General features: G+C 40.4%; 15 protein-coding genes and 1 pseudogene. 7 read left to right on the top strand and 9 right to left on the bottom strand.

Translation table 11 applies throughout. The features are described from left to right. Nucleotides 1-2: 2 nt before the first annotated feature. The gene (locus Q0Y52_RS09025; protein WP_297820769.1) at nt 3-557 is read left to right on the top strand and encodes a hypothetical protein; all 555 of its coding nucleotides are present in this window, start codon (nt 3-5) and stop codon (nt 555-557) included. A 474-nt stretch (nt 558-1,031) separates the two neighbouring features. Continuing rightward, the gene (locus tag Q0Y52_RS09020; protein WP_297820767.1) at nt 1,032-1,184 is read left to right on the top strand and encodes a hypothetical protein; all 153 of its coding nucleotides are present in this window, start codon (nt 1,032-1,034) and stop codon (nt 1,182-1,184) included. A gap of 45 nt (nt 1,185-1,229) precedes the next feature. Here Q0Y52_RS09020 and Q0Y52_RS19510 read toward each other — a convergent pair. Continuing rightward, nucleotides 1,230-1,919 (bottom strand): annotated as a pseudogene (locus Q0Y52_RS19510) (choice-of-anchor D domain-containing protein); the annotation flags it as partial. Between the two features lie 348 nt (nt 1,920-2,267). Then, the gene (locus tag Q0Y52_RS09015) at nt 2,268-2,891 is read right to left on the bottom strand and encodes a cohesin domain-containing protein (protein WP_297820765.1); all 624 of its coding nucleotides are present in this window, start codon (nt 2,889-2,891) and stop codon (nt 2,268-2,270) included. Nucleotides 2,892-4,004: 1,113 nt separating this feature from the next. Here Q0Y52_RS09015 and Q0Y52_RS09010 point away from each other — a divergent pair. Then, nucleotides 4,005-4,304: a GIY-YIG nuclease family protein gene (locus tag Q0Y52_RS09010; RefSeq protein ID WP_297820763.1), complete on the top strand. Its 300-nt coding sequence runs from the start codon at nt 4,005-4,007 to the stop codon at nt 4,302-4,304. 1 nt (nt 4,305) lies between these two features. Further along, complete coding sequence (gene glnE, locus Q0Y52_RS09005) at nt 4,306-7,221, top strand: bifunctional [glutamate--ammonia ligase]-adenylyl-L-tyrosine phosphorylase/[glutamate--ammonia-ligase] adenylyltransferase (RefSeq protein WP_297820761.1); 2,916 nt, start codon at nt 4,306-4,308, stop codon at nt 7,219-7,221. 18 nt (nt 7,222-7,239) lie between these two features. Here glnE and Q0Y52_RS09000 read toward each other — a convergent pair whose 3' ends face one another. From Q0Y52_RS09000 to lpxL, 3 genes are all read right to left on the bottom strand, one after another. Then, complete coding sequence (locus Q0Y52_RS09000; RefSeq protein WP_366939274.1) at nt 7,240-7,617, bottom strand: TcpQ domain-containing protein; 378 nt, start codon at nt 7,615-7,617, stop codon at nt 7,240-7,242. Nucleotides 7,618-7,638: 21 nt separating this feature from the next. Continuing rightward, the gene (locus Q0Y52_RS19505) at nt 7,639-7,809 is read right to left on the bottom strand and encodes a hypothetical protein (protein WP_366939273.1); all 171 of its coding nucleotides are present in this window, start codon (nt 7,807-7,809) and stop codon (nt 7,639-7,641) included. Nucleotides 7,810-7,897: 88 nt separating this feature from the next. Further along, nucleotides 7,898-8,830, bottom strand: coding sequence for an LpxL/LpxP family Kdo(2)-lipid IV(A) lauroyl/palmitoleoyl acyltransferase (gene lpxL / locus Q0Y52_RS08995; RefSeq protein ID WP_297820759.1), 933 nt, complete (start codon nt 8,828-8,830; stop codon nt 7,898-7,900). A gap of 119 nt (nt 8,831-8,949) precedes the next feature. Between lpxL and Q0Y52_RS08990 the strand changes: the two genes are divergently transcribed. Together Q0Y52_RS08990 and Q0Y52_RS08985 are read left to right on the top strand one after the other, a co-directional pair. Continuing rightward, nucleotides 8,950-12,129, top strand: a complete 3,180-nt coding sequence (locus Q0Y52_RS08990; RefSeq protein ID WP_297820757.1) for a response regulator — start codon at nt 8,950-8,952, stop codon at nt 12,127-12,129. A 167-nt stretch (nt 12,130-12,296) separates the two neighbouring features. After that, on the top strand, nt 12,297-12,803 hold the full coding sequence (locus Q0Y52_RS08985) for a DUF3087 domain-containing protein (RefSeq protein ID WP_297820755.1): 507 nt from the start codon (nt 12,297-12,299) through the stop codon (nt 12,801-12,803). A gap of 71 nt (nt 12,804-12,874) precedes the next feature. Here Q0Y52_RS08985 and Q0Y52_RS08980 read toward each other — a convergent pair whose 3' ends face one another. Next, a complete protein-coding gene (locus Q0Y52_RS08980; protein ID WP_297821493.1) occupies nt 12,875-13,132 on the bottom strand; it encodes a DUF3081 domain-containing protein in 258 nt (85 codons plus the stop codon). Between the two features lie 806 nt (nt 13,133-13,938). Between Q0Y52_RS08980 and Q0Y52_RS08975 the strand changes: the two genes are divergently transcribed. Beyond that, nucleotides 13,939-14,514, top strand: a complete 576-nt coding sequence (locus Q0Y52_RS08975) for a thymidine kinase (RefSeq protein WP_297820753.1) — start codon at nt 13,939-13,941, stop codon at nt 14,512-14,514. Nucleotides 14,515-14,604: 90 nt separating this feature from the next. Here the strand turns inward: Q0Y52_RS08975 and Q0Y52_RS08970 are convergent, their stop codons facing one another. The 3 genes from Q0Y52_RS08970 to Q0Y52_RS08960 form a co-directional block, all read right to left on the bottom strand. Then, nucleotides 14,605-15,198, bottom strand: a complete 594-nt coding sequence (locus tag Q0Y52_RS08970; protein ID WP_297820751.1) for a hypothetical protein — start codon at nt 15,196-15,198, stop codon at nt 14,605-14,607. A gap of 391 nt (nt 15,199-15,589) precedes the next feature. Continuing rightward, nucleotides 15,590-16,087 (bottom strand): acetolactate synthase small subunit, encoded by a 498-nt coding sequence (ilvN, locus tag Q0Y52_RS08965; RefSeq protein ID WP_297820749.1) that lies wholly within the window; start codon nt 16,085-16,087, stop codon nt 15,590-15,592. Further along, nucleotides 16,087-17,805: an acetolactate synthase 3 large subunit gene (locus Q0Y52_RS08960; protein WP_297820747.1), complete on the bottom strand. Its 1,719-nt coding sequence runs from the start codon at nt 17,803-17,805 to the stop codon at nt 16,087-16,089. Before Q0Y52_RS08960 ends, ilvN begins: the two co-directional genes overlap by 1 nt. Nucleotides 17,806-18,636: the final 831 nt, after the last annotated feature.

Here is an 18,636-nt window from a genome sequence, read left to right as displayed (position 1 = left end):
AATTGACCGGTACCCGTACCCATCGGGCCGATATCACCAATCACAACACTATCGGTTTCACCAGCGGTATTAACATCGGCAACATCGGTTCCAGGACCCGCACGCACTGGCGACAAACCTGCTGGCAGTATGATGTTCGCCTGCATATCGGCAAGTACAAACCCGCTAGATGTATTCTGTATGGCAATAGTAACCTGGAAGAATTCTTTAAGGGTTTTGATACGACCATCGATGATGATGACTCCGGGGATAGTCTGTCCTGTCGGTGTCTTGATCACGACTATGTTGGAGCAGCCGGTAACGCAGCCGGTGACAGGCCTTGGAGTGCCGCTAGGGATACCTCCACCGCCGGTAGTCCATCCGCCACCACCGCCCGGGCTGCCATAACTAACACTAGGCGTTGTGGGTACCGCAACTGGTTGACTGTAGGTGACCGGAAACTGACCGATGGTGATCACGATGGTAAACATCGAAACATTGAAGTTGCTCGGGTTATCCAGATTTATAACGCCGTTTTCCACCAGCAACTCGGTTTCTTCAATAGTGAGTGGGCGTGATGAGGCCTCAGCAATAACGATTGATGATGGATCAACATGGACCACCTGCACAGGAACAGCCGACGCTGCCGGTCTGGGGGGAGCGGCCAGATTATCAATCGCAGTCGCGATTAGGGTATTTTGCGTATTAACACGCAAGGGTACGTCGAGGCAGAAACTGGTAGTGAATGCATCTAGCCTGGTCGATACAATGCTGGCACCACCCCCAATTTTGACCGTTGTGTTTTCACGGGATGTACCGCAAACCTCGATTGTCGACAAGACACTGACAGGTTCCACTGGGGCAAGAACCGGTGCGGGGAATGTGGATGTCAGCTTGATTGCGGGCGTGCCCACAAATGGATCGGGTGTGCCCAGATTTACACTCAGTTCAAGAATGCCGTCGTCCAGCCCACAGGCATCAATACCATCGAAAACGACGACGCCTCCACTACCACCGTAGGAAAAAGAACCACTACTAGTGGAAACACCACCTTGATCCATCAAGGTCACGTTGAATGTATCGGCACTGCCACTGGCAGAAAATTGAACTTCACCGCTAACATTGGCACAATTCCCGTTGCCAATCACATCATCGACATTGGCACCCAGGATTGGATTATTCACCAGCGCAGCAAAGGTTTGTAATACATCGCCAACCAGCAATACATCGCGAAGGGATTCGTCCGGGTCATTGCTAATGATGGTCAGTTTCCCCTTAATGGTCGATCCAGCGGTGGCAGGAGGGGCGGTGAAAACCACGGACACATTTTGTGCGGCTCCCGGGTCAAGGGTAAAAGGAATGCTATCGCCACCCAGCGCAGATACCACAAACGCCGAGTTGTCGCTGGAGATATCGCTAACGTCTAAGGGCGCATCGCCAACATTGCGTATAGTCAGCAGTTGTTCAACACTGGCTTCTTCGGCAATCGCACCAAAATCGATACTGTCATTGACATCAATATCCGGCTCCAGCAATAGCGTAGGATCGACGCCTTGACCGCTTACAGCGATAAGTACCGGATCCTCGTTATCGGCATTACTGGTAAAAGTGATTACACCGTTGAAGGGGCCAGCCACATCTGGACTAAAGCCAATCTCGACATTGCGCGCTAGACCACCTTCAGCAATATCAAAGGCGGTGGGCGGGAATACGGTGAACGCTGCACCGCTGCTAGTAATATTACTAACACTCAGAGTTGCCGTACCCGTATTGCTAACAACTAGGGGTAAATTGACCGAGCTGCCGACAAAAACCTCGCCAAAATTTAATGGAGAAGGCGCAATATCGATGATAGCTACATCTGCGGGAGGCGTGACAATTGCACAGCGGGGTAAAGTGCATTGCAGGGTGCAAAATCGCCCATCGTTTATACTAATCATGCCATCGCCGTTCGCATCCCTGGGATCATCAGGGCCAGAGGCTGGAGTATTGCGGGCCGCAAATATTTGACCGACATCATTGCGATCGATATCGCCGTCGTTGTCCACATCACAGACCTGAGCAGATACCGAGAATGGACACAATAGTATGATTAATAGTAAGGCGAAAATATTGGTACGGTAAGCATTCATTGGGACATCCATCCTTATGAAAATGTAGTGTCATTCAATAACGATTGGCTAACGCTACTTAATCCTGATGGATTAGACTCTTAATGCTTAGCTTATCGTTAGGCTTTATTTTATTGATTAAACGTCTCTAATAAATTACTGCAATAAAAAATCATTCTAACTAGTCAATCTCTTAAACCGTTTACGCTGTGTAATAGCGAATCCCAGCCAACCGGTAATCATCACAAACAGGATACTGGGTTCAGCGACCTTTACCGCTGCAACCCTTACGTCACCCGTACCGATGGACGCACTTAGATCTAATGAGGTCGATGGGTCAAGACCAATGACATAGACACCTGGTAAGGTGTTTGGATCAAAGAAAAGTGAGCTGACGCCTGCAGCAAGTGCTTCAAATGACAAGGTTGCTAGGGTAAAACTATCGACTTGTATAGCTTGTAATTCAGAGTCGCCCAGAAAGGAAAGTTCAGAAAAATCGATTCGTCCTAAGGTGAATTCTGCATCCTGAAATGATAAACCCAAAGCATCGTCCAAATACGATCCAAAACTCACTGCCGTCGCATTTAATATTGCAGCGTCGTAAGTTACATCAAGATCAAATGTAGAGACAATTTCACCCGAGGCAAACAAATCAGAAATCACCACATCGACATCAAAGGTATCACCCACATTGACGGTAATACTACTAGGTGAAAAACCGATCATCACCGCCGAAGCAGATCCAAATGGCAAATAACTGGAAATTAATATCAGGCAGGTAATGCCGTACTTTTTCAGCATAGTAAATATTCCTTAGGGGCAATACAGAGTGAGACGGAAATGTTCTCCGTGGAGTAATAGGTCCCATCAGTCAGCCATACAGGTGCACAGCTATGAATAGAGAGAGAACGTGGCAGTAGGAGGTGTTTTTTCACTTTATGTTCCTCAAAGTAAAACCTATTAGTCGCGAAACAAAATATCAAACACCCTTCGCGAGTTGCATTTATGCAGGTACTGCTCATTGATTAGAATAGGAACGTTCAGCTCTTAATTATGACCTTAAAAAATAGAGCTTTTTACAATTCCATTATTTCCCTGTTCTAAAGGCAACTACTTATCTTATCTAATCGAATTTAAACTATAAGAAGAATAAAACCATTCACCAAAAAGAATTTGATTTAAATCAAATTCTTTGTTTAATGATGCGCCGATTCAAGAGAACCTTATATTTGAATTCAACTAATAAGTACAAACAGCAGCGCCCCGCTCGGTAATCTGCAGATTGCTTTGAAACAATGCCGCCACTGCTAAAGCTCTTAACCGCAAAAATGGCTTATTTTAGGGGCGCCAGCCGAGTTGTCGTTACAAATGTTCTTTTCCTACCCGATGCAAACGCTTTAACTTAGTCACTCGCACATCAATGATGATCGCCACCTAATCTCGACTTCTCGACAATTGCTCCTGCATTGTTCTTCCTTCCGCCGTCCATGGCGGTCGCTTGTTGAGCTGTTTAACTGAGCGAAGCCGAGCTATTAAAAACACCAGTTTCACCCATGTCATTTGCTCCAAGAATAAGCCATTTTTTGCTGAAACTTTAAAGGCGGAAAAGCAGTGGCAGAGCCACCAAAGAGTTTAGTCGGCGAAGTCGATGCCTTTTCTTTTGACTTACCCTCGACTCAAGGCTCGCCAACTATTCCTTCAATTTAGTAGGGCAATCGCCGCGCGGAATGACGGTAAGCGCTAGCGCATGCTTTATAATTATTGAGGTATAAAAATTAAATCGCACAAAAGGGATGCTGTGAGAAAAATGCCATACGGCCGCCGCGAGGGATGGCAGTGCCCGCTAGGGCATAATATTCCCTATCATGTACAATCCCTCCCCTATCCCAAAAACAACCACCACGGTAAAACAAAGTGACTCCATGGTACATCTACATTGTCGAAAACAAATTAAACCAATATTACACTGGCATTTGCACCAACATTGAACGACGATTTGCGGAACATCAGTCCAGTGGTCCTAAATGTGCTAAAGCTTTAAAAGGCAAAGGTCCGTTGATATTGAAGTTGTGGTGTATTGTGGACAATCATTCTGAGGCATTAAAAATCGAAATTTGGATTAAAAAACTAAGCAAGGCCAACAAAATTAAATTGGTCAACAACTGCCTTTGTGATGCGCCAATATCAAATATGCTGCTGGATGAAGGAAAATAGTATGAATAATAATCCACTTACGCCACTTCCAGACGAGCTCATCGAACTTGGTAATGAGCGCTGGCAGGATCTACATTCCCATGGGCAATTTTCCGCTCAATTCGAAATATTTGAAGAACAAATCAAAATGGCCTTTTCATTGAGCGATTTTATCTTTGAGCAATGTAGAAAGAATCCGACTTGGTTAGCAGAGCTACTACTCGAAAAGCTGCTTTTTGCGGAGCAGATTGATTATCAAGGCAAACTTGCCAAGCAATTGGCTGAAATTGATAGTGAAGCTGTTTTACACCAAAAACTCAGACAGTTTAGAAATTTTCATATGCTGCGAATTGCTTGGCGCGATTTGCTCAACATGCAATCGATTGAGGATTCGTTAGCACAAGTATCAGAACTTGCACGCCAATTAATCACCCAAACTAACAACTGGTTATATCAATCTTTACAGCCGCAATTAGGCTTGCCTGAAGGAGAGTTTGGGCCGCAACCCATGTTGATCTTGGGTATGGGGAAATTGGGCGGAGGAGAACTTAACTTTTCCTCAGATATCGATTTAATTTTTACCTACCCCGCAGTGGGTGTCACTTCCGGCGGCAAGAAGTCGGTCGAGAACCAACAGTTTTTTACTAAATTGGCCCAAAAAATCATTACTGCGCTAGATCAGATTACCGCTGATGGTCAAGTATATAGAGTGGATATGCGCTTAAGGCCATTTGGTGACAGCGGTCCGCTTGTGATGCATTTTGATGCGATGGAAGATTATTACCAAGAACAAGGGCGAGACTGGGAGCGTTACGCGATGCTTAAGGCATCGATCTTAAATACTCCTTGCCCCTACACACAACAGTTATCAGAAATTCTACAACCTTTTATTTATCGTCGATATCTGGACTTTAGTGCCATTGAGTCGCTGCGCAGTATGAAATCGATGATCGAGCAAGAAGTACGCAGACGTGGACTAACCAACAATATTAAGTTGGGCAAAGGCGGGATCCGGGAAGCAGAATTTATTGTGCAAAGCTTGCAATTAATCAATGGTGGACGAGAGTCCAGTCTGAAAGTTCAGAGCTTGCAATTGGCACTATTAGAACTAGTCAATCTAAACATATTACCCGATGACAGCGCCAAAAATTTGCTACACAGTTATTTATGGCTGCGTAAAATAGAACATTGCCTGCAGCAGTTTGCAGATAAACAAACACAAGTGCTACCCAACAATGACATTGACAAAAAACGTTTGTTATATGTACTAGGCATGACTGACTATCAAGATTTTATGCAACAGTTAGCTCAACACTGCAATGCTGTCCACCAGCAATTTTCGTTATTGATCAAAGAGGACCCCGCATTGGCGCTTGATGTTGCAGATGAATTGCAACAGGGGGCGAAGGACCTTTGGCAGTTGCAATTAAATGCACAAGAAACACACAGCATATTGGATTATTGGCATTTAGCTGATGAAGTGTTCGAAACGGGTTTATCCATCAGCGAAGATGTGTGTCAGCAAATCAGTGCATTTAAACAAAGTTTAACTAAGCAGCGAATTGGTCAGAGAGGCCTTACCATTCTCAATAATCTGATGCCAGTGATCATCCATAATATTATGAGTTCATCAGCTAAAGATCATGCAGAGCTATTCAGACGCATATTGACTGTCTTACATGCAGTATTAGGGCGAACGGCTTACTTGCAGTTATTATTTGAAAACCAAGGGGCATTATTCCACTTAGTTAAATTATGCGCTGCTAGTCCCTGGGTGACAGAACAAATTGCGCGTTTTCCATTATTGTTAGATGAACTACTGGATCCTATTTCTTTATATCAACCCGTGCCCTTTCACCAATATTCGGATGAACTGCGCCAAGCATTACTGCGGGTAGAACCAGAAGATTTAGAACTACAAATAGAAACGTTGCGCCAATTTAAACTGAGTCAGCAATTAAAAATCGCAGCGGCCGACATCTCTAATGCTTTACCCGTTATGCAAGTCAGTGATCATTTAACACATTTGGCCGAAACGATTATTGTTCAAGTGGTAGACATAGCATGGCAACAAATCGTTGCCAAACACGGTGTGCCAGTATGTGAAACCCAAGGCCCTAAAAACATTCAAAATAAAGGTTTTGCGGTATTGGGATTTGGCAAACTGGGAGGATGGGAGTTGGGTTATGGCTCAGACTTAGATTTGGTCTTTTTACATAACTGTGACGGGCAACGGCTCACCGATGGTAAGAAACCAATTGGAGCGAGTGGTTTCTATATCAAACTTGCCCAACGTATTTTGCATATATTCACCATTAAAACGGGCTTAGGGCTACTTTATGATGTTGATATGCGATTACGCCCCTCTGGGAATGCCGGTTTACTGGTATGTCATGTAAATGGTTTTGCTACCTATGAAACTGAAAACGCTTGGACCTGGGAGCATCAGGCGCTTTGTAGGGCAAGATTTATATTGGGCTGTCATGAATTATTGGAATGTTTTACTGCTGTACGGTTAACAGTTCTTTCGAAGCCAAGAGTCTTATTGGAATTGGCAAATGAAGTAGTATCTATGCGTGAAAAAATGCGAGCCCACTTAGCTAAAGGAGACGCTGAAAATATTGACTTAAAGCAAGACGCCGGCGGCATAGCAGATATAGAGTTTATTGTGCAGTTTATGCTGCTGACCCACACGAATGCTTTTCCAAGCTTAGCCAAATGGCCTGATAATGTGAGAATATTAGCCAACTTAGCAAGGTTATCTCTGATCACCAAAGCTGAAGCGGATATTCTCAACCAAGCATACCTAGAATACCGAAACTATGCCCATCGACTAGCATTACAAAATGCAAAATTAGCAGCAATTAATCCATCGATTGCTGATTTTCAAACAAAGGTTAAAGCGATTTGGGATAAATATTTAGTCTATATTAGGTAATAGTTTTAAAAAAAGACTTTATCGTAGAGCCTCGTCGCATTGCTTTTCTAAATACTCAGATGATTTTGAAGTGATAACCAGAGATCGTTGGCGAGGACACATATATAACTTTACCTCAGCATAAAAGTGAGCATCAATAGCCTTGCCGATCATTTTTAAACTGCCCAAAAGCGAATCATCAATTTGAAAGGGGTATTTAATAATAAAGTCTCTGTCAAACTCCCAAATCACCTGCATACCCTCTAACTGTGCATAATCAGTAATGGCACTTCGAAGAGTACTTCCTACTTTGAATGTTCGATGTTTTTGCTCCCCTACCCAACCTATCAACGCAGTTTTTTGTAAGCTTTCCATTTTCTGTAAACGCTCGCCCAATGGCTTATTAGGTATTTTCACACCCTTAACATAGTCTCCTCATTATTCCTCACGGGGATGGCGATACGATAAACGGTAATTCGCATAAAAATCACTCATATTATTCGCAATACTTTTTATGCCTGTGTTACCTTCTGGGCGCACAGTTGATTCGTTACGGTATTGCATAATCAATACTAAGGCGGCAATGACAATGATTATAATTGCCAGCATGATATGCTTGAGCCAAAATAAAGGATTGGACATTTTTTTAACACTTTTCATGACACATTCAAACTATTGTTTAGCCTCATTTTTGCCTTCAATCATATAAAGAGGGGTCATCAGTATTAGGTCTGGTTTTAAAACGCTTATGCATCCAAAGGTATTGCTCAGGGGCCAACATAATCATCTTCTCTATCATTTGATTGATACGTGTTACATCATAATTATCGTCGTCTGATGGAAAGTTATCCAGTCCAGGTTGTACAATTATTTTGTAGCCGTTATCTGTTCTAACCGAGACCAAAAAAACAGTTTCACAATTTGCTTGTTTTGCAAATAACAAAGAGCCTGTCGTTGTGGCTACCTCAGGCACAGCAAAAAATGGTGTAAACTCACATTTTTTGCGACCATAATCTTGATCTGGTAAATACATACACAATTCACCATCATCCAAAGCGCTGATTAAACCTTTAACATTGCGTTTGTGTACCATATATTTGTTACTACGTTTACGACCATGGTATGAAATATATTCCATTAACCTGTTGTTATGTTTACGATAAAACACCACTGATGGATATTTAAGGCCAGCCATACGGCAAGCAAATTCAAGATTCATATTATGAATTGCATATGCGAGCACACCATTGCCTTTGGCTAAAATAGCCTCAATATGCTCATAACCTTCAAATTCAGCCTTTTGTGTAACACGCCAAGTAGGCCACCACCATCCCATACCTGTTTCAAGAACTGCCATACCAGCGTTATCTAAATTGGCATCTAATATAGTTTGGCGCTTTTCTTGGCTAAAGTCTGGAAAAGACAATTCCAAGTTACGCTTGGCCACGTTATAACGTTTTTTAGCAATGATTTTGAGTAATTTTCCTAATAATTTCCCAATACTTTTTTGCACGGAATAAGGAAACCAAGACACACTGTAAAGAATGAAAACACTCAACCAGGTTAACCAGTATTTAGGTAACAAAAACGCTATCTCAAACTCGGGGGCGACTACTTTTTTTATTGACAAACTGCTCTCCAACAAATTCATTGGTCTTAGTTTAATACGGAAAGCCGATTGGCAACATAAAAAAAAGTGTTAAGCTCGATATGGTTACAAAAAAGCTTTCACAGTAAGTTGGAGTTCTCATGATATCTAATAATACACCGTTCTCAAGTGACCTTGTAGACAAAGAGATTCGGCGATTACAGACTATATTAGATTCAGTCTCAAGTGCCGTACTTGAGATATCTGCACAGGGTGATATTGTTTACGCTAATCAGGCTGCAGTTCAAATGCTTGGTTTTTCCCAGGCAGAATTCAAAAATAGGTGTGTCGCTGATTTGGTTCCCGAAAGATATAATCGAAGGGATCAAATACACCTTTATTTTTTTCTCAAGATGAACATTAAAAAGCCTACAGTCAAGGCTGAAGCTCTGTCATTGTTACATAAAAATGGCCAAGAATTACTTGTCACAATAGATTTAAAACCATTAGTTAATAGCCTACAAAACTCAGTTATTGCCACCTTCTATGAATCGCCAAATTTAAAAAGCACACAAGTTCAATTAGATAATAGTAACGAGCGGCTTAAAGTGGCAAAAGAGGCGGCGCAAATAGGTGTATTTGAATTAAACGTTAAAACCGGCGAACTTTTTTGGGATGAACAGATGTTTCTTCTCTATGGCATTGATCCCGAAAAATTTAACGGAACCCTCTCGGAATGGAACAACTCATTACATCCACAAGATAAACAGAAAGCATTAGAAACAATTGGGATAACGATCGAGGAAAAGAAAAAATTTGATACCGCTTTTAGGATAATGACAGCAGACAAACAAGTTCGCTATATAAGGGCCTACGGGCATCCGATAATCGATAGCAGCGGACAGGTCTGCAAAATCATTGGCGTAAACTGCGTTCTAACTGAGAACTTTACTGTTGAAGAGAATCTTAAGCAAAGTCTAAAAAACAATCGAACCTTGGCCAGGGTGGCTGAAGAAACGTTCGATGCTGTGATATTTACCGATGAAAAAGGCAGCATCACGTGGGTCAATAAGATGTTTACTCAAATAAGTGGGTACTCGTTAGACGAGGTTAAAGGTTTAACCCCAGGCTCTGTGTTGCAAGGCAAAAATACAGATCCTCAAACCATCAAAGAGTTCAGCTTAGCGCTTAAAAATGAAAAAAATATTAACGTAGAAATGTTGAATTACCATAAAAATGGCACTCCTTATTGGCTGCGAATTAATTGTCAGCCATTGCATGAGCAAAATCAGCTCATTGGGTTTATGGCCATACAAACCGACATTACCAAGATAAAAAATATTGAACAAGAGCTTCAATCAGAACAGGAGCTATTAAAGTGGACGGGGGACATGGCAAAGCTCGGAGGTTGGGAACTCAACTTACAGAATAATCAGGTCATTTGGTCTGATGTTGTATACAACATTCATGAATTGCCTATTGGTTCTGAAGTGGACTTAGAAAACGCCATCAACTTTTACGCGCCTGAAGCCAGACCAATCATTCAAAAATCGATTGCTTTGGCTATACAAGACGGCACACCATGGGATATCCAAACTCCTTTTATCACAGCAAAAGGCAATGAAATTTGGGTCCGCTCGGTAGGTACGGCAGTATTTACTCATGGCATTGTTACATCATTAAGGGGGGCATTTCAGGATATCACTGAGCTTAAGCGTGCCGAAGAACTGGCTATAGAAGCCAGTCTTACCAAAAGTGAGTTTTTGGCAAATATGAGTCATGAAATCCGCACACCCCTGAATGGTATATTAGGTATGAATGATTTACTTTTGAATTCAGATCTTGACGAAAATCAGCGTCACTTTGCGCAACTGGTCAAAGTGAGTAGCCATTCATTATTGCATTTAATTAATGATATTTTGGACTTTTCAAAAATTGAAGCGGGCAAACTTAAAATTGAAATACAAGACATCAACCTATACTCCTTACTGGGTGACATTATGGACACTATGTCAACGCGAGCCAAAGACAAAAATCTTGAACTAGTATTATATATTACTCCCAGCTTGCCTAGATGGATAAAAATTGATCCCGACAGAGTGAAACAAGTTTTGATCAACTTGCTGAGTAACGCGATTAAGTTTACAGAAAAAGGAGAGGTCCTCTTAAAAGTTGAGAACAATACCAACGAAATACTGAAATTTACGGTGATTGATACTGGCTTAGGTATTCCCAAACATAAACAATCGCAGCTGTTTTCAAAATTTATGCAAGTTGATAGTTCAAGCACTCGTCAATATGGCGGCACTGGATTAGGCTTGGCCATTAGTAAAAAGTTAACGGAGATGATGGGCGGGAAAATTACTGCACATAGTGTTTGGCAACAAGGCTCTACTTTTAGTTTTACTGTTAAATCAGAATCTTCTTGCCAAATTTCTGTCCCAACAACTACAAGTATACTTGCCCCCTTGCATGGAAAAAGGCTGCTTATTGTCGACACCAATGTACGTGTTCAGCAGTCGGTGGAGAATTTTCTGAAGCATGGGGGAATCGAAGTGCAAAGTGCGAGTAATGCGCCAGAAACGATCAAGACATTAAGGCATGCCCATGACACAAATCAACCTGTCGATTATGTGCTGATTGATATAGCGCTACCCGGCATGAATGGCTTAGAACTAAGTAAAGCAATTCGCGCGGATACACGCTTTTCTCATTTATATATTATTTTAATAACAGCACAAACAGGGGAGACGATTACAGATCAAAGCTTGCCTGTAAAAATCTCGGGCTACCTTTCAAAACCACTCAGACCCGATACGCTTATTGATTTACTCCTTTCATTAGAACATTCAGAGTCTAGGATTGACCAACGACAATCTCGACAATCTCGACAATCTCGACAAATTATATTATCCAACACGGATAATCAGAACAAACCTAATATATTAGTGGTAGAAGATAATTATATTAATCAGCAAGTTATTATATCAATGCTGAATAAACTGAATTGTGATTATCACCTTGCCGAAAATGGTCAAGAAGCATTTGATGTACTCAAAAACCATGGTGTATCGTTTGATCTGATCTTAATGGACTGCCAAATGCCAACAATGAATGGTTACGATGCCACCAGATACATTCGAGCAAGCAAGGATGAGCATTTTGATGAAAATATCCCAATAATTGCATTGACTGCTAATGCAATGAAAGGTGACGATGTTAAATGTTTCGAAGCGGGAATGAACGATTATTTAACTAAACCTATTTTATCTGAAGAATTAGCCAATATGCTTCACAAGTGGGTGTTTATTGAAAGAAGATATGAGAATACTTCGGAGTGAGTGATATTACATGGTCAAGTCAACATCCAAATTAGCTTACGATTTTTTTAAATAACGTTTCGAAGCGACTTTCTCAAGCGACTTCAATACAAAGGTATTATTAGCCGGTGTATAGTTCTGTCATTCTTTGGTCGCCAATGACCATCATATTTGTAATTTAGGCCCATATGCAACTCATTGAAATTAGTAAAGCACGCTATCGGCGGCACTTAAACCTTGTAATAGTTGGGTGTATCTGTGGCTTAGTAATCGGTAGTTTAGTTATTTCTCAAACGCTTATTGGTTTATTTCCTGATGAAAGTGGTAGTCATTTTAATTGGAACTTGCTAGGCGTTGTTATGGCTAGTGTGACGATTGCTTGGCTACTGAATAAATATCGTACTCACGACTTCATGACCGAAGTAGTATACGTATGGGATCTGAAACAATCGCTTAATAAAATAAACCGAAGAATGTCTAAACTTAAAGCCGCTAGCCTCAAAGGCAATCTCAATGCGGTATTAGCCATTCATTATAGTTACGCAGCATCACGATTATTGTGGCAACTAGACGATAACACCATCGTTATGGAAGAGTTAGCTGTTCAACAAGTGGAACTTGATAGAATAGCCTTAGAGTATCATTTAACGCTAAATTTAGATGATTACGATGAGAGTATTTTAAAGCAATTTTAAGTTTTATAAAAAGCTATTGGGACTTATGCAACTAAAACATGAATTCTAAGAGAAACAACTAGACTGCAGTTTTAGTACTGTTGCTGTATCGCTTTAAGTTTTTTAACAAATTTTTCGAAATGTTCCTCTTTCTCGTAGTCAAAGTGATATTGATTGTGAAAACCGAAATTCAATTTTACTAGTGCATCTTCAATGAACAAAGTGTAACCATCAAAATCTGTATACACTTTGATACCCATTAAGAAGTGCTCGTCGCCATTCTTTTCACCATGCGTAATAATCTTGTCAAATACAGTTAATACAAACTTGCTATCGATATCATTTTTCATCATTCAACTCCAATTCAGATAATATAAATAATACGTAAATTATATGGCTAAGCCCATTTTTATAATTAATATTAGACTGCATATAACGATATTAATGGTATTTAAGACTTTATATCTTAATACTCATCATTCTTTGTTAGATTTTTGTAGGGTATCTATACCAAAGTCATTATCACTATCCAAAAACCTGTTACTTAGACGCGGCTCAATGATTGTATGAAATGGTTAGTTAGCGATACTCATCAATGCACTAGCTAGCAATGTGATGATATAGGGACTTAGCCATGCAGCAACCAATACAAATCAACTTATAGCGTGATTTTCCAGCAATGTAAGCTTACCTCAACACCTGAAGGATAAAATCTCAAGTAATCAAACAGGTTCGTCTGGTTTATTAGGAGTACAACGTTATGGTGCTTAGAGTGTTACTACTGCGATTGCTTGGTCATTATGCATTGTCATTTTTTACAAACAGTATTGGACTGCTATTCGTGATTATTATCATTGGCTGTCGGCTCTGCCTATCATTAATGCCTCCCGTTTATTGCCGCTAACCAAATGCTAAGGTTATTTAACTAAAGGAATAGGAATAAAAACAAGGAACAAACCTTTGCTCTAGGGGCTATGGGAGTTGATTATCTGCAAGGATATTATTTTGACACCCCATAAAAAACGAAGAGTTAATCGTTTGGAAAAATCCCTTCGACAGTATTTTTTGTTAAACGTTTATGTAACTTTTGTTTGGTGATTTTAATTTGCCTCTAATCAGGGCAAAATAGCCACTTTTGTAGTGAGATTAATGATTCATGGCTCAACTCTACTTTTATTACTCGGCGATGAACGCTGGAAAATCGACTTCTTTGCTTCAGTCAGCCTACAATTATGCCGAAAGAGGTATGAATGCTGAAATTTTCACTGCCGCATTAGACAATAGGTTTGGACAAGGCAAAGTCGCTTCTAGAATAGGCCTTGAGTCTGCGGCACATCTTTTTACTCCAGAAACCAACATGCAATTAGTCGTAGAAGCTCTACTTGCAAAAGGCAAAATAGATTGTCTTTTTATTGATGAGGCACAATTTTTAACTAAGCTGCAAGTCCAACAGATCATTTATGTGGTCGACAATCTCAACATACCAGTACTAGCATATGGCCTGCGCACAGACTTTTTAGCAGAAACCTTTGAAGGTAGCCGCTACCTTTTGGCCTGGGCTGACAAACTGATAGAGTTGAAAACTATCTGCCATTGTGGACGAAAAGCTGCATTTGTGGTCCGCATCGACGAAAATGGACAAGTGGTCAAAGAAGGCGAACAGGTTGAAGTAGGAGGTAATGACAGATACGAATCAATGTGCAGACAGCATTTCGCTGAGCTTGTTTGGTAGATGACATTTTTTAAATTATTAAACACGTAAAAAGCAAACAGCCTTCACTGTTTACTTTTTATTTAATGCTTAATTTTTTAACAAATCTATTTATTGTGCAGCTTTTTCAGCTATGTAGCTCATCACACTATTCGCTTCACGTGATTGAAAGAATTCACCTAAGCTTTCTCCAGCACAAGTTACATTATCAGCTTGGAGTACCTTGTTTATGACTTCTTTCTTAGAAAAACCTAAGTTACCAATTTGACTACTAACTGCGCGTTTAAACAAACTAACGTTATTTGTTACTGCAGATTTACAGAAGTTTTTAAAGTTTTTGTCACCAACAAATTTATACTTGCTAGATGATGCCGTTTCAACTTTAGCCGAAGCTCCCGTTAAATAGTCAGCCACATCTTGCGAGCCACGTGATTCAGAAAATGCTACCAAACTTTGACTGGCGCATTGAAAGTTATCTTCACTTGTTAAAAGCATCAGCATTTTACTTCTGCTAGTGCCTAGACGAAAACTGTGTTGCTTTACGTTTTTTTTAAACAAACCTAAATCGTTAGTCGCAGCTGCTTGGCACAGTTCAGCGTATTGAGTGTCACCAACAAACTTAAAGTTGTTAGCACTTTTCAATGATGCACTTGCGTTGAATGATAATGTAGCGGCACAAATAGTAGATAATAGTAACTTTTTCATAATAACACCCCAGTAATATAAATTGTTTGAAACTAGTCGGTGAGCTTGTTGCCTCAACCTGATGAAATTAAGTGTAATTAAATTACAAAAAAATATTGTTTTTTTTCTGAGTTTATTTGATTAATGAATTGTAAAGAACATAAAAATAAAGAGGAAGGAAGAAAATTATCATTGTTTTATAGGGACTTATCTTTTATTAATATTCTTATTTGTAATATTGATAGAACAATTTGATATTAAAATAATGTAATTTAGTTACATTATTTGGCTTTTAATTACAAATTACTTGGTTTTGAAGGGCTAGAAGTCATTATTTCAGCTAGTTTTTGAAAGACATTTAGTAAAAAAGCCCGTCAGGGCTTTTTTACTTTAAAAAGATACACCTTTTCTTTTATGGACGTAACGCTTTTTCACCTCTAGCCAATCCACATACACCTGTTCTTGAAGCTTCAATAATTTCAGTGCTTTGACTCAATGTATGTGCGAAAGCATCTAACTTTTCACTTGTACCTGTCACCTGAACTGTGTAGTTGTTGGTATCTACGTCAACAATTTGTGCTCTAAATATATCAACAATACGTTTAACTTCTGCACGAACCAGCTCACTGCGAGTTGCTACTTTCACCAACATCAACTCTCGTTCAACGTGATGACCATCAGACAAATCAGACACTTTTAACACATCAATCAGCTTGTTGACTTGTTTGGTGATCTGCTCAATAACTTTGTCATCGGCTTCTGTGACAATAGTCAAACGTGACAAACTTTTATCATCTGTTGGGGCCACACACAAAGAATCAACATTGTATCCACGTTGCGAAAACACACCCACTATACGTGACAAAGCACCCGGAGCATTTTCCATTAATACAGAAATAATTCTTCTCATTATGTGCGCTCCGTTTTACTTAATCGCATATCATCCATTGCACCAAATTTTATTTGCATGGGGTAGACGTGCTCGTTTTGGTCTATTTCTATGTCCATAAATACCAATCTATCTTTGGCAGCAAAACATTTGGCCATTGCGTCATCTAACTCTTCAGGCTTTGTGACCCTGATACCGATATGTCCGTAAGCTTCGGCTAATTTAACAAAGTCAGGCATTGAGTCCATATAAGAGCTGGAATGACGACCTTTATAGTTCATATCTTGCCATTGGCGCACCATGCCTAGAGCACGGTTGTTCAAAGAAATGATCTTGATAGGTAAATTATATTGCATACAAGTGGCCAGCTCTTGTATATTCATCTGGATACTGCCATCACCAGTGACAACAGTAGACACCGCTTCTGGATGAGCCATTTGTACCCCCATTGCTGCTGGTAAACCAAAACCCATTGTGCCTAAACCACCTGAATTGATCCAACGTCTAGGTTTAGCGAAAGGATAATAAAGTGCTGCAAACATTTGGTGCTGACCTACGTCAGAACTGACATAAGCATCACCATTAGTATGTTTATATAAGGACTCAATCACTTCTTGTGGCTTGATTAAATGTGTATCTTTTTTATAGTCTAAACATTTGCGGGACCGCCACTGATTAACTTCTTCCCACCAGTCGGTAAGTTTAGCTGTTTGTGCCTTAGCATCGATTGGACCCATCTCTTTAAGAAGCTGTTTAGAAACTTCATCCACACTGCCCACTACAGGAACATGAGCCCCTATAATTTTAGAAATAGATGCAGGGTCAATATCAACATGGATAATGCTGGCATGAGGACAAAATTTATCCACATTATTAGTCACTCGATCATCGAAACGCGCGCCTAATGCTAATATACAATCTGCGTTATGCATGGCTTTATTCGCTTCAAGCCTGCCGTGCATACCTAACATACCCACAAACTGCTCGTGTACAGATGAAAACGCACCTAACCCCATCAATGTTGATGTCACTGGCGCCTGCAATTTTTCAGCAATCTCAGTAACTAACTCACTGGCTTCAGAAGTAATTGCACCACCACCTACATATATGATTGGCCGCTTTGCTTCTAACAACGTTTTGACTGCTTTTTTAATCTGTTTGTTATGTCCTTTCAGCGTCGGATTATAAGAGCGCATCGTGACATCATCAGGAAATTGATAAGGATATTCTTCTAAAACATTCACTATATCTTTAGGTAAGTCGACCACCACTGGGCCTGGACGGCCGGTATTAGCTATATAATATGCTTTTGCAATGGCTTCAGGAATATCGACTGCACGTTTGACCAGAAAACTATGTTTAACAATAGGCCTAGAGCATCCCACCATATCAGTTTCTTGGAATGCATCTTCACCAATATGCTTCGAAGGCACTTGACCCGATAATACCACCATTGGGATTGAATCCATAAAGGCAGTCGCAATACCCGTTAAAGTATTGGTTGCACCTGGTCCTGATGTCACTAATACAGTACCTGTTTGCCCCGTTGATCTGGCATAGCCATCAGCCATATGAGCAGCGGCTTGTTCATGACGGACGAGGATATGTTCGACATCTTCTTGTGCGTATAACGCATCATAAATATCCAGCACGGCACCACCTGGATAACCGAACACATGCTTTACACCTATATCTTTTAGCGTTCGCACAACCATTGCGGCGCCTGACATCATCTCCATCAGAATCACTCCAAAAATATATTAAATAAATAATCAGCGAGCACTATACGTGAGCGATTAGAAAATTTAAACATAAAAACAGACAAAAGTGAGATTTCTATCCTAATATAGCAAAATATTAGGATAGAAATACCAAAAAGAGTATTTATATGAGTATTATTAGGATGTAATTGCATTTTATTAACAAGTTACTATTTACTCTTTTCAGTCTAGGGCGATTTTTCTTGATATCTAACCCCAGCTTTCTCGTCTGCTTTAACAGCCTAATGATTTAAAACAAAATTCTGTCAACTGTTTTACATGAGTTTTCTAATTCACTTGCTGGGTATTACTAATGAATCTAAAAGCTAAAAATGACCTTACAAATCACATATTAACTTTAGCCTTAACTACCATTATCTTTTAGGCACCCATGCCCAAATCATTTCCTATTCTAACGGCTCTATCCCCTTAGCATCAGTGACCTATACTTTGACATTCACTGTTCCTTCATCAATGTTTTTTAATCAAAAAATTTGTTTATCTGATAAACGTGCAACAGCGTGCATATAGATGGTTGCACGTTTCACATAATTGCCAGTTGAAACGTTGAATTTGCAGCGGGAAACGATATTTGTGATCGCCAACCGAGTTGTCGTGCCCCCCTTGGAGTCGCATAACAGGCTGTTGAACACATTAAAACACTGATACTTTGTATTTCGAGCGGGAAACGAGATTTGTGACCGCCAACCGCGTTGCGCCAACCGAGTTGTCGTGCACCCCTTGGAGTCGCATAACAGGCTGTTGAACACATTAAAACACTGATACTTCGTATTTCGAGCGGGAAACGAG

Origin of the sequence: uncultured Paraglaciecola sp. (genome assembly GCF_943787955.1) — a bacterium.
Lineage (GTDB): Bacteria > Pseudomonadota > Gammaproteobacteria > Enterobacterales > Alteromonadaceae > Paraglaciecola.
The sequence above is the reverse complement of the archived record's forward strand: the minus strand, read 5'-3'. Positions and strand labels throughout refer to the sequence as shown.

Excerpts from the sequence above, each read along its gene's own strand:
- Q0Y52_RS19505 (WP_366939273.1), bottom strand. The coding sequence starts at position 7,809 with ATGCTGGCAATTATAATCATTGTCATTGCCGCCTTAGTATTGATTATG.
- Q0Y52_RS08970 (WP_297820751.1), bottom strand. The coding sequence starts at position 15,198 with ATGAAAAAGTTACTATTATCTACTATTTGTGCCGCTACATTATCATTC.
- ilvN (WP_297820749.1), bottom strand. The coding sequence starts at position 16,087 with ATGAGAAGAATTATTTCTGTATTAATGGAAAATGCTCCGGGTGCTTTG.
- glnE (WP_297820761.1), top strand. The coding sequence starts at position 4,306 with ATGAATAATAATCCACTTACGCCACTTCCAGACGAGCTCATCGAACTT.
- Q0Y52_RS08975 (WP_297820753.1), top strand. The coding sequence starts at position 13,939 with ATGGCTCAACTCTACTTTTATTACTCGGCGATGAACGCTGGAAAATCG.
- Q0Y52_RS08960 (WP_297820747.1), bottom strand. The coding sequence starts at position 17,805 with ATGGAGATGATGTCAGGCGCCGCAATGGTTGTGCGAACGCTAAAAGAT.
- Q0Y52_RS08985 (WP_297820755.1), top strand. The coding sequence starts at position 12,297 with ATGCAACTCATTGAAATTAGTAAAGCACGCTATCGGCGGCACTTAAAC.
- Q0Y52_RS09015 (WP_297820765.1), bottom strand. The coding sequence starts at position 2,891 with ATGCTGAAAAAGTACGGCATTACCTGCCTGATATTAATTTCCAGTTAT.
- Q0Y52_RS08980 (WP_297821493.1), bottom strand. The coding sequence starts at position 13,132 with ATGAAAAATGATATCGATAGCAAGTTTGTATTAACTGTATTTGACAAG.
- Q0Y52_RS08990 (WP_297820757.1), top strand. The coding sequence starts at position 8,950 with ATGATATCTAATAATACACCGTTCTCAAGTGACCTTGTAGACAAAGAG.